10 protein-coding genes are annotated in these 11,477 nt (G+C 57.8%); 6 read left to right on the forward strand and 4 right to left on the reverse strand.

Going from position 1 to position 11,477, the window contains the following annotated elements; genetic code table 11:
• Window positions 1-3: 3 nt before the first annotated feature.
• The 3 genes from ACOZ42_RS01295 to ACOZ42_RS01305 all read right to left on the reverse strand — a co-directional run bounded on the left by ACOZ42_RS01295 (window position 4) and on the right by ACOZ42_RS01305 (window position 3,021).
• Entirely contained in the window at window positions 4-567 is a 564-nt protein-coding gene (locus ACOZ42_RS01295; protein WP_131071185.1) for an anthranilate synthase component II, read from the reverse strand.
• 38 nt (window positions 568-605) lie between these two features.
• Window positions 606-2,126: an anthranilate synthase component I gene (trpE, locus tag ACOZ42_RS01300; protein ID WP_003804493.1), complete on the reverse strand. Its 1,521-nt coding sequence runs from the start codon at window positions 2,124-2,126 to the stop codon at window positions 606-608.
• A gap of 214 nt (window positions 2,127-2,340) precedes the next feature.
• Entirely contained in the window at window positions 2,341-3,021 is a 681-nt protein-coding gene (locus ACOZ42_RS01305; protein ID WP_207307393.1) for a phosphoglycolate phosphatase, read from the reverse strand.
• 209 nt (window positions 3,022-3,230) lie between these two features.
• Between ACOZ42_RS01305 and ACOZ42_RS01310 the strand changes: the two genes are divergently transcribed.
• The gene (locus tag ACOZ42_RS01310; protein ID WP_003804489.1) at window positions 3,231-5,033 is read left to right on the forward strand and encodes a GGDEF domain-containing protein; all 1,803 of its coding nucleotides are present in this window, start codon (window positions 3,231-3,233) and stop codon (window positions 5,031-5,033) included.
• Window positions 5,034-5,069: 36 nt separating this feature from the next.
• Here ACOZ42_RS01310 and rpe read toward each other — a convergent pair whose 3' ends face one another.
• Window positions 5,070-5,765: a ribulose-phosphate 3-epimerase gene (gene rpe / locus ACOZ42_RS01315; RefSeq protein ID WP_003804487.1), complete on the reverse strand. Its 696-nt coding sequence runs from the start codon at window positions 5,763-5,765 to the stop codon at window positions 5,070-5,072.
• A gap of 118 nt (window positions 5,766-5,883) precedes the next feature.
• Between rpe and apaG the strand changes: the two genes are divergently transcribed.
• From apaG to ACOZ42_RS01340, 5 genes are all read left to right on the forward strand, one after another.
• Complete coding sequence (apaG, locus tag ACOZ42_RS01320; protein WP_039943828.1) at window positions 5,884-6,258, forward strand: Co2+/Mg2+ efflux protein ApaG; 375 nt, start codon at window positions 5,884-5,886, stop codon at window positions 6,256-6,258.
• Window positions 6,259-6,273: 15 nt separating this feature from the next.
• Window positions 6,274-7,569: a murein transglycosylase A gene (gene mltA, locus ACOZ42_RS01325; RefSeq protein WP_039943827.1), complete on the forward strand. Its 1,296-nt coding sequence runs from the start codon at window positions 6,274-6,276 to the stop codon at window positions 7,567-7,569.
• A complete protein-coding gene (locus ACOZ42_RS01330) occupies window positions 7,566-8,759 on the forward strand; it encodes an FAD-dependent monooxygenase (RefSeq protein WP_059318457.1) in 1,194 nt (397 codons plus the stop codon). The genes mltA and ACOZ42_RS01330 overlap by 4 nt, the downstream gene beginning before the upstream one ends.
• Window positions 8,760-8,798: 39 nt before the next feature.
• A complete protein-coding gene (locus ACOZ42_RS01335; RefSeq protein WP_059318458.1) occupies window positions 8,799-9,530 on the forward strand; it encodes a DsbC family protein in 732 nt (243 codons plus the stop codon).
• Window positions 9,531-9,842: 312 nt separating this feature from the next.
• Window positions 9,843-11,456: an EAL domain-containing protein gene (locus tag ACOZ42_RS01340; RefSeq protein ID WP_059318459.1), complete on the forward strand. Its 1,614-nt coding sequence runs from the start codon at window positions 9,843-9,845 to the stop codon at window positions 11,454-11,456.
• Window positions 11,457-11,477: the final 21 nt, after the last annotated feature.

The raw sequence follows: 11,477 nt of genomic DNA on the forward strand, positions 1-11,477 counted from the left end.
ATATTAGAGGTCCAGAAAGTTCTTCAGTAAGGCGTGGCCATGCTCGCTGAGCACCGATTCGGGGTGAAACTGCACGCCATAGACGGGCAGGTCGCGGTGGCGTACGCCCATAATCTCGCCATCTTCGGTTTGGGCTGTCACTTCCAGGCAGTCGGGCAGGCTGTCGCGCTCGATGGCCAGGGAGTGATAGCGGGTGACATTAAAGGGCGAGGGCAAGTTGCGGAACACATCCGTGCCCTGGTGGGTGATGGGGGAGACTTTCCCATGCATGATCTGTTGCGCACGGATAATGCGCGCACCAAAAGCATGCCCGATGGCCTGATGCCCAAGACAAACGCCCAAAATAGGCAGTTTGCCGGCAAAGTGCTGGATCAGGGCGACAGACAGGCCTGCATCCGCAGGGGATTTGGGGCCGGGCGAGACGCACAGATGGCTGGGATTCAGGGTTTCAATCTCTTCCAGCGTGACCTGGTCGTTGCGTCGCACCACTACCTCCTGCCCCAGTTCTCCAAAGTACTGGACCAGGTTATAGGTAAACGAGTCATAGTTATCGAGCATGAACAGCATGGGAATACTCCGGCAAAAAGAAAGTGGCAGTGGGGCGATTAAATAGGCTCGTCCAGACCGAATTGCACTTGTTCGGCAGCGCGGATAACCGCCCGTGCCTTGGCTTCGGTCTCTTGCCATTCTTTTTCTGGATCGGAGTCGGCCACAACGCCGGCCGCGGCCTGCACATACAGCATGCCGTCCTTGATGACACCGGTGCGAATGGCAATAGCCAGATCCATTTCGCCCGAGTAGCTCAGGTAGCCTGCAGCGCCACCGTAAACACCACGGCGTACGGGTTCCAGTTCATCAATGACTTCCATGGCGCGTACCTTGGGAGCGCCCGTCAGGGTGCCCGCCGGAAAGGAAGCACGCAAGACGTCCATCTGACTCATGCCGTCTTGCAGTTCCCCGCAAACGTTGGAGACCAGATGCTGTACGTGCGAATACCGCTCGATGGCCATGGTGTCAGTGACCTGGACTGTGCCGGTTTTGGCGATGCGGCCAATGTCATTGCGGGCCAGATCGATCAGCATCAGGTGTTCGGCGCGTTCTTTGGGGTCAGCCTTGAGCTCGGCGGCCAGTGCTGCATCGGCCTCAGGGGTGGCGCCGCGTTTGCGGGTACCGGCCAAGGGACGAATGGTGACGCGTTCTATATTGCGCCCATCCTGACGGTGCTCTTCTTGCCGCACCAGAATTTCTGGCGATGCACCTACCACCTGGAAGTCGTCAAAGTTCCAGAAGTACATGTAGGGAGATGGGTTGAGCGAACGCAGGGCACGGTACAGGGACAAGGGGGAATCACGGAAAGGCTTGGTGATGACCTGGCCAATCTGCACTTGCATCAGGTCGCCAGCGGCAATGTAGTCCTTGGCGCGGGCGACGGCTTTCAGGTAATCCTCTTTGTCGAAATCGCGCTCGCATTCGGTCTGCATGCTGGCGTAGGCGTAGGGAATCACCACAGGCGAGCGCAGTTTTTCACGCAGCTCTTTCAGGCGGCGCTTGGCCAGCACGTAGGCCTCGGGTTGGGCGGGGTCGGCGTAGACCAGCAAATAGGTGCGTCCGGCCAGGTTGTCCACAATCACCAGTTCGTCCACCTGCAGTAGCATGATGTCGGGCACGCCCTCTTCCTGATCGGCGGGGAAGGGCTTGCGGTTGGCGCCCAAAGACGGTTCGATGTGGCGAACGGTGTCGTAACCGAAGTAACCGGCCAGGCCACCTGCGAAACGGGGCATGCCAGGACGCAGAGCGACTTTGAAGCGGGCCTGGAATTGTTCGATGAATTCCAGTGGATCGCCTTCGGCAGTCTCCACCGGCTTGCCATCGTGCAGCACTTGGGTGTGACGCCCGTAGCTGCGGATGACGGTACGGGCAGGCAAACCAATAAAGGAGTAGCGACCGAATTGTTCGCCGCCCACAACCGATTCCATCAGGCAGCTATAACGTCCACCTTCGGGTCCGTTGTGCGCCAGTTTCAAATAAATCGACAGGGGTGTATCCAGGTCGGCGTAGGTTTCCGCAATCAGGGGGATGCGGTTAAAACCTTCTGCTGCTAGGGCATTGAATTCTATTTCTGTCATTGGGATCTCGAGGGTCAGTGGGTACGACGAGCCGGACAGAAACAAAAAAAGCCCGGTCGTTGCGATTACCGGGCTTATTTCCTGGTGGCGCTACGCTGTGTACTACTTTGCAGGCGCGCCAGACTTCAAGGTTATATCTACCCGATACACGAACGCCACCAGCGCCAATAAGCGCCGTAGATGGTGGATGCGTGAGTGCGAGTAGACATGAATTTTATGACGTAAATATGGTGTTTCGTTGGTTGCGCAGCCAGATAGCCGCATCAGCAATAGAGGCAACTATACCATCGGAATCCAGGCTTTGCACATCCTTGCCTTCGTTATAGCCGTAAGGAACCAGCAAAACCGGGATGTGCGCCGCACGTGCCGCCTGGGCATCGTTCATGGAATCGCCGATGACCAAAGCCTGCTGGGGGCTGAGATTCATCTGTTCGCACGCATGCAGAAAGGGCAGGGGATCGGGCTTTTTGCGTGGGCAGGTATCGCCGCCCACAAGCAGTTCGAAATACGAGGCCAGCCCAGTCTGTTCCAGCAAGGGGCGGGCAAACTGTTCCGGTTTGTTGGTGACGACGGCCAGACGCAAGCCCTGATTTTTGAAATCTTCCAATCCCTCTAGTACCCCGGAATACAGGCGGCTGTGTTGGCCATTGCACAATTGGTAATGGTAATAAAATGATTCCAGTGCCTGAGAGGGGTCGGCCAGCGGTTCGGGCAGGTCCGTCAAGGCGCGCTGCACCAGATTTTCCGAGCCTTTGCCCACGAAGGTGGCGATGCGTTCCTCCGGGAGCACAGGCAGACCGAAGTCAATACGCATGGCATTACACGCGGAGGCCAGGTCCGGAATGGTATCGAGCAGCGTGCCATCCAGATCAAACAGTACAGAGAAAATATTCATCTTTTTGTAGCGAACTTGTGACAAAATATTGTCAAATTCCTGTTAAGGTCGAGCAGAAAAGTTTTCGGAACATCGGGTTTTCATTTCGTTTGATTCATCATGTTAAAGCTCCTTACTGCGCGCGGGCTTATCAATTTAGTGAGCAAACCGTATTTTGGTACAAGATTGGCTTTCGATAGTCCGTTCAGTCAGGTCCTAGGAGCGGAAAGATGATGCTCGATACATTTCATCAGATTCTCGTAGAAAAACAAGTTACGCCGGTTTTTCAACCCATTGTGGATTTACAGTCGGGCTTGATTCTGGGCTACGAAGGCTTGATTCGGGGGCCGAAAGACACCAGTTTTTATTCGCCGCTGGCCCTGTTTGATGCGGCCCGGCAGTGCGGGCGTTTATGGGATCTGGAGGAGCTGTGCTGCCATACCCTGGTCAGCAGTTTTAATCGGCAGGGTCTGGCGGGCAAACTGTTTTTGAACTCCAGCCCGGATGTGGTGATGCGCATGTTGCCTTCGGCCCGTCTGGAGCCGCGTACCGGCATGCCGCAACTGCATGGTATTGACTGGAGCCGGGTGGTGGTGGAGCTGACCGAGTCCGAGCGCACCGACAGTTACGATTATCTGAACCAGGCCCTGGAGCTGTATCGGCAGGAAGGGCTGCAGTTTGCCATTGATGATCTGGGCGAAGGCTATGCCTCGCTGCGTTTGTGGTCCGAGTTGCGACCCGAATACGTCAAGATCGATAAGTATTTTGTACGCGATATTGATACCGATGTGCTCAAGCAGCAATTGGTCCGTTCCATTTGCGATATCGCCAGCCACGCGCAATCCACGGTGATCGCCGAGGGCATTGAGACGGGGGCGGAGCTGCGCACCTTGCGCTATTTGGGCGTGACCTGTGGTCAGGGGTATTTGCTGTGTCGCCCCCAGCCCAATCCACCTCCTCAGTTGGAGCCTGCCCAGGCTGCTTTGTTTGGCCCGTCCAGCCTACAGGTTCAGCGGCATGTGCATGGCCGCAATTCCATGAGTGTTCGACGCTTGCTGCGTCCGGCGCCAGCCGTGCCGGACAATACGCCGACCAACCGCGTGTATGAACTGTTCCAAAGCCACCCCGATTTAAGTGCGGTGGCTTTGCTTCGAGGGGACAGGCCGACGGGTATTTTGCGTCGTAGCCAGCTCTACGACCAGCTTGCCCGGCCCTATCACCGGGAGCTGTATGGCAACAAGCCTTGCTCCCTGTTCATTGATACACCGCCGTTGATTGTCGATTGCGACACCAGCGTGCTGGAGTTGGGGACCTTGATGACACAAGGGGCGGGTGATGCGCTCAGTGATGGCTTCATTATTACGGGTGCGGGCGAATATTTGGGCCTGGGCTCCAGCGTGGAGCTGATGCGCGAGATTACGCAGATTCAGATCATGACCGCCCGGTATGCCAATCCCCTGACGCAATTGCCGGGCAACGTGCCGATCGACGAACATATCGATGGTTTATTGCGCAACCGGCAAAACTTTGCGGTCTGTTATGCCGATCTGGATCATTTCAAACCTTATAACGATCTATACGGTTATCGCAAAGGCGATGAGCTGCTTCGCTCGATGGCGGAACTGTTTACCCGCTATACCGTAGCGCGCATGGACTTTGTCGGCCATGTGGGCGGAGACGATTTTATTCTGGTGTTCACCAGTCCGGACTGGGCCGAGCGTTGCCAGGGCATTTTGGACGAGCTGGAAAAAGAGCTGGAGTCTCTCTATCGCCTGGAGCATCGGCAGGCAGGCGGTTATATGGCGGAGAACCGGCAGGGCGTGCTGGTATTTCATCCACTGGTGAGCCTGTCTTTGGGGGTAGTGACGGTTGATGAGCCCGAGTTGTACTCGGGCTCCTTGATTGCGGAGCTGGCCAGCTCCGCCAAAGCGCAGGCCAAGCGCGTGCAGGGCAATGCCTTGTTTGTGGAGCGTCGCCGCCCCGACAGCCTGGTACGGCAGGGCGGCTACAGCCGCAATGCGATGTTGCAATAAACGCGTGCTCGGCCCGTCCCTGAGCAGGCCGGGTGATCAGGCCTGTTCGGCCAAGGCGATTTGCGCACGCATGTCGCGGATGACCTGGGCGTAATCGGGCTGCCCGAAAATCGCAGATCCGGCGACAAAGGTGTCGGCACCGGCGGCACGGATGGCGCCGATATTGTCCACCTTCACGCCTCCGTCAATTTGCAGCAGGATGGGCTGGCCTCCTTGCGCGGTCCAGGCATCAATGCGGGCACGAGCCTGACGCAGCTTGTCCATGGCACTAGGGATGAAGGCCTGTCCGCCAAAGCCAGGGTTCACGGACATCAGCAGAACCAGGTCCAGCTTGTCCATCAGGTGATCCATCCAGTTCAAGGGGGTGGCCGGGTTGAACACCAGGCCGGCCTTGCAACCGTGGTCACGGATCAGCGCCAGCGTGCGATCGACATGGCGGGAGGCCTCGGGGTGAAAGCTGATGTAATCGGCGCCCGCTTTGGCAAACTGGGGAATCAGCGCGTCGACGGGCTCGACCATCAGGTGTACGTCAATGGGAGCGGTGGTGTGGGGGCGCAGCGCGGCACAGACCATGGGGCCGAATGTCAGGTTCGGGACAAAGTGGTTGTCCATGATGTCGCAGTGAACCCAGTCGGCACCGGCGGCAATCACATTGCGGACTTCCTCTCCCAAACGGGCAAAGTCGGCCGATAAAATACTGGGAGCGATACGAGTGGAGCTGGCTTGGGACATAATAGGTGCCGTAAAGATTAGACATCACGAAAATCGTGGCCATATGTCATCATTATAGTTTCAAGCCGGGGGGCCGTGCAGCGCCCCGTGTATGTACAGCCGTAACCTGGAATCCATCATGAAGCCTGACGATATTGAGGTGCAGATCACGCCCCAGTACCTGCCTGAGCAATCCGAGCCCGATAGCAATCAATACGTGTTTGCCTATACCGTCCGGATTACCAACCATGGACAACAGACGGCCCAGATTATCAGTCGTCACTGGATCATCACGGATGACAACCAGCAGGTTCAGGAAGTGCGCGGTCTGGGCGTCGTAGGCCAACAGCCGGTTCTGGCTCCAGGCGAAACCTTTGAGTACACCAGCGGCTGCCCCCTGAACACGCCGTTTGGCACCATGCGCGGTAGCTACCAATGTGTTGGTGAAAATGGTGTGCCCTTTGAGGTCGCCATTCAGGAGTTCATCCTTTCTTCTCCCCGTACCTTGCACTAAGGGTCACCCCCAGCCATGAAGATAAAGTATTGCGTGCCAGCCGTTCTGCTGGCCTTGGGCGCCTGTTCCACTACGCCTGTGGACCGGGGTGCTTCGCCAACGGCTCCGGGTACTGCCGAAAGCGGGCCGGATATTGCACTGCAGCCGTTGCGCGTGCCGTCCCTGTCTGCCTTGCCCGAGACCCCGGCGCGTGCGCTGGCCGGGCGCTATCAGGCCGTGAACTGGTCGAGCCTGCCGGGCTGGCAGGCAGACTCGCTGGATCATGTCTGGAAAGGGTTTATCAATAACTGCAAGGGCCTGATGCGTCCTGTCAGTGGTTCGCTGGCCATGCCTGCTCGCGCCAACCCGCGAGCCTGGCAGCCGGTATGTCAGGCGGCGGCGTCCGCTGGACTGGATGCCAATACCCGGGATACGGCCGCGGTGCGCAATTTTCTGCAACAGCACCTGCAACCCTGGCGCCTGCTGACCGGCGAGGGCCAGGTGGCACAAAACACGGTCACAGGCTACTACGAACCCTTGCTCAAAGCCGCGCGCTCCCGTAGCTCCGGCTACCAATGGCCGCTTTTTGCCGCGCCCGATGATTTGCTGACGATTGATCTGGGGAGCTTGTATCCCGAGCTGGCAGGCAAGCGTATTCGTGGCAAGCAGGTTGGCAAGCGCATCGTGCCCTACGACACGCGTGAGCAGATCATGGCCCAGCCGGAGCGGCAGCCGCCTGTGATTGTCTATGCACAAGACCCGGTAGAAGGCTTCTTTCTGCAGATTCAGGGCTCAGGCCGCGCTATCTTGCCCGATGGGAGTGCGGTTCGTCTGGCCTACGCAGACCATAATGGCCGTCCATATGCCTCGGTAGGCCAATGGCTGGCCAAGCAGGGCGAGATGCCTTTGGCACAAACTTCCATGCAAAATATCAAGGCCTGGGCCAAGCGCAACCCGCATCGTGTCCAGGAAATGATGAACGTCAATACCGCCATGGTCTTTTTTAGGGAAGAAGCCATTGTGGACCCGGATCTGGGCCCCAAGGGCGCTTATGGCATCCCCCTGATCGGCTTGCGTTCCGTGGCCATTGATCCGACCTATGTGCCTTTGGGCACGCCGGTGTATCTGGCGACCTCGCAACCTGCCAGCAGCCAGCCCTTGCAACGGCTGGTCTTTGCCCAGGATACGGGGGCTGCCATCAAAGGCCCTGCTCGAACGGATCTGTACTGGGGCACCGGCGATGAGGCGGGTGCGCAGGCCGGACGCATGAAGCAGCAGGGGCAAATGTGGCTGTTGTGGCCACGTCAGGCAGGAGCACCAAGCGCGCGATGAAGAAAGAACGAATTGTTGTGTGTGGTGGCGGCCTGGCCGGGATGGCCAGTGCTCTGGGGCTGCGCAAGGCCGGATTTGAGGTCAGTATTTTGTCTCCGGCCTATAAGCCCATGCCATTGGCGGCCGGACAGTACCACCCCCGCGTCTATGCTGTCTCCGTAGCCAGCCAGCGTTTTCTGGCGCAGCTGGGGGCCTGGAATCTGATGTCAGCCCAGCGCATCTCGCCAGTCCAGGCCATGGAAGTGCATGGGGACGGCGGCGGTTGCCTGAATCTGCACGCCTGGCAGGATGCTCAGGACTGTCTAGCCTGGATTGTGGAGTCGGGCCAGATGGAGCAGGCGCTGTATCAGGCATTGCAAGTGTTTGGAGTGCCCTGGATTGAAGATCGCTTTGAGCGCCTGGAAGGCACTACCATGGTGACCGCCGGACAAAAGCGCATCAGCGCCGAGTTGTTTGTGGGGGCTGATGGTGCCCGCTCGGGCCTGCGTGCTGCCGCCGGCATTGAGCATCAGGGGCGTGAATACGGGGACGCAGGTCTGGTGGCCCATTTCAATGTAGAGCGCCCGCATCAGCACGTCGCCTTGCAGTGGTTTACAGGTGATTCGATTCTGGCGCTGCTGCCTATGCCCGATGTGGATGGCAAACCGCAAGTGTCCATGGTCTGGTCTGTACCGCAAGCGCAGGCGGACAAGGTATTGGCCCTGCCGCCGCAAGAGCAGGCCCAGTATGTACAAAACAGCCTGTTCTCCTTATCCAACGGCCGTCTGGGAGCGCTCGAACTGCGCAGTCCTGTCTACGGCTTCCCCCTGACTTTTGAACGCAGCGGCATGGTGGCGCCCGGTGTGGCGCTGGTCGGTGACGCCGCGCATCGCGTACACCCCTTGGCCGGTCAAGGCCTGAATCTGGGGCTGGGCGATATCGAAACCCTTATCAAGGTCTTGTCCGAACGTAGCTCCTATTACTCGGTCGGAGATATGCGCGTGCTCAATCGTTACAAGCGGGCCCGCGCCGAACCCATTGCTGCCATGCGAGCCGCGACCGATGGCCTGTATCGCTTATTTGCTGCGCCAGGGGCGCCGGTCTCCATGCTGCGCAATGTAGGCATGCAGGTCGTGGATCATTTGCCGTGGGTAAAACGCCGCCTGATTGCGCATGCTGCCGGAGTCAGCCCCGGTGCCCTCCTGTTTTAAGACCGCCCGAGTTTTGTCGATTAGCAAAGGATGTACGTCATGAAGTTGCCCCTTCGTTCTGTCTTGGCTCTGGCGCTCTTGTCGCTTGGCAGCCTGGTCCAGGCTGCCGGCCCTGCCAAAATAGACGCCCGTTTTGAAACGACACGCCAAGCCTTTGAGGCGGCTTTTCCGGGCGTGACGGTCGATGGCATCCGGGCCACTCCCTTTCCCAATTTACTGGAGGTAGAGGTAGGGGGGACCTTGCTTTATACCGATCCCCAAGCCAGTTTTGTGATGCAGGGCTCTTTGCTCGATAGCAAAAGCCGGGTTGACCTGACCGAGCAGCGCATGCAGGAACTCAATCGTGTTTCTCTGGATGAGTTGCCCCTGGATAAGGCGATCAAGCTGGTGAAGGGTGACGGCAGTCGTCAAATGGTCGTTTTTGAAGATCCCAATTGTGGTTACTGCAAACGTCTGCATACGACGTTGCAGGAGATCGATAACGTTACGGTCTATAGCCTGATGTTTCCTATTCTTGGACCGGATAGTCGCCGTAAAGCGGAAGATATCTGGTGCGCTCAAAATCCCGCCAAGACCTTGAGTGATTGGATGGGAGGGGGAGTGCGGCCCGAGAAGGCCTCGTGTGAGCATCCCTTGGATCAATTATTGGCCGTGGGACAGAAATTGCGTGTTCAAGGCACCCCGGCGATTTATTTCGCGGATGGCAGCCGCGCCGATGGCTGGCTTCCTGCCGCGCAGTTGCAGTCTCGTCTGCAGGCGGCTGCCCAGTAATTATTTCGCCCCGTCTTGCGCTAGAACAACCCGCTCTTGAGCGGGTTTTTTTATGTCATAGTGTTATGAAAACTATAATTATTTATGAGGCACGATTTTAAAAGAACCTTGGCTGGAAAATAATCCTGTCGGGGTTTGCGGGGTAAGGCTGACGTTATTTTGAAGACAAAAAATTTCAAACGCCACATTTGACCATTCTTTACTTTGTGCTCTGTATTCTAGAAGTGATAATTCCAACTATTGATAAAAATAGTACTGTCGGCTCGCGCTGGGTGCGTCGCGAGACTGCTAATAATTAAATAGTAGGCGCTTATGGAACATGCACGCTGCGTGTTGATTGTTTTGGAAGAAGGCGAAGGCTTGCATTATTGGCTGGAGCAATTGCGGGTTTTCGGTACCAAAACAAGCGTTGTCAGATCTCTGGAAAAGGTGGCCGAAGCACGTCAGGCCCGGGCAGAGCTGTTGCTGTTCCCTGTTGAGGCCGGTTATGTCCCCTTGATGGTGGCCAAGCTGCGTAATGATTTTGGCTCCCTGGGGATTGTGGTGGTTCAGTCCGGCCTGTCTGCCAGTGCCCGCGTGCAGCTTTTGCTGACGGGGGCCGACGCCTGTCTGGCACTGGATGTGCAAGTGTCTGAGCTGATGGCCTGGTGCCATGCCGTGCGCCGCCGTAATGTGTACGCCGCTATTCATACTACCCAGACGGTGGAAGAGCCCCAGGACCCGGTCGGGCAGGAATGGACCTTGCGCGATAAAGGCTGGACCTTGGTGGCTCCTAATGGCGTGGGCCTGGAGCTGACCCATAGTGAACGCCAATTGATGGACGCCTTTGTCCGTCATGCCGACGCTCGTTTCAGCCGTGAGGATCTGATGCGCGACAAAGGCTTGGCCGCCAGCGACAGCCGGGCGGTGGACTCTCTGATCAGCCGTTTGCGCCGCAAGGCCAGTCGGGCCGGAATCGCCTTGCCGATCAAGTCGGTGCACGGTTGGGGCTACACCTTCACGGGCAAGCTCCTGGCCCAGCCCGAACCCCAGGACACGGAAGTCATGGAGTTTTACGCCCCGCGTGACGAGCAGGAAGCTGCTCAGCCTACCCCGGTGGAGTTGTTGCGTGCCCTGGAAACGCTGGATGTACTTGACCCGCGGGCCAGTGAAGCCTTGTCCTTCTCGTATCAGTTACGGGTGGCCACCAGCACGGGCCAGTACAGCGGGGTCGATGCCCAGGTGTTCTGGACCTCGCCCACCGGGCTGAGACTGTCGTCCGACCTGATTTTGCGCCATATGCCCGACTCGATACACCGCCAGGCCTTGTGCGAGTGGATGCTGCGCACCCTGATGGCAGATGTGCGCCGTTGGTGGCAGGACTATTCGCTGCGCGCCAGTCACATCGGTCTGAAGTTGCCCGTAGACATGCTCTTGCCTATTTACAAGCGCATACCTGGCCTGCTGCGGCAGTTTGAGCTGCAGCCGTGTTGTGTGGAGCTGGATTTATTCAGTGAAGACGAGCTGGAAGAGACACCGGAGCTGATCCAGGCCTTGCAGTATCTGAAAGACCATGAGATTCAGGTGTGGTTGACCAGTGCTGATATTGAAAACTACAAACTTAACCGTTTGCGCGGCTGGCCGCTTACTGGGGTCAAGCTGGAGGCCGACATCATTCAGCGCGCCTGCCGTGAGCCCACCTTTAAGGCCTTGCTGGAGACCGCTTGTCACTTGTTGAGCGAGCAGGGTTTCGAGCTGGTCATCAAGGGGGTGGACAATCTGGAGCAGCGCGATCTGGCCTTGAATCTGGAGCTGGGTCATTACCAGGGCCGTCTGACTTCGGAGCTGATGTCCGAGGACGGATTCCTGCTGACGTTGGCCAGTAGCGAACCCTCTTTCGGACAAGGTCCCGACTCGTCCCGACGGGTGAGTGGCAGCATTTTGTAAGCTGCCTTAGCATCCAGTCAT

This window comes from Alcaligenes sp. HNGD-HTN06, assembly GCF_049932565.1.
In the GTDB taxonomy this organism is placed as follows: domain Bacteria; phylum Pseudomonadota; class Gammaproteobacteria; order Burkholderiales; family Burkholderiaceae_B; genus Alcaligenes; species Alcaligenes ammonioxydans.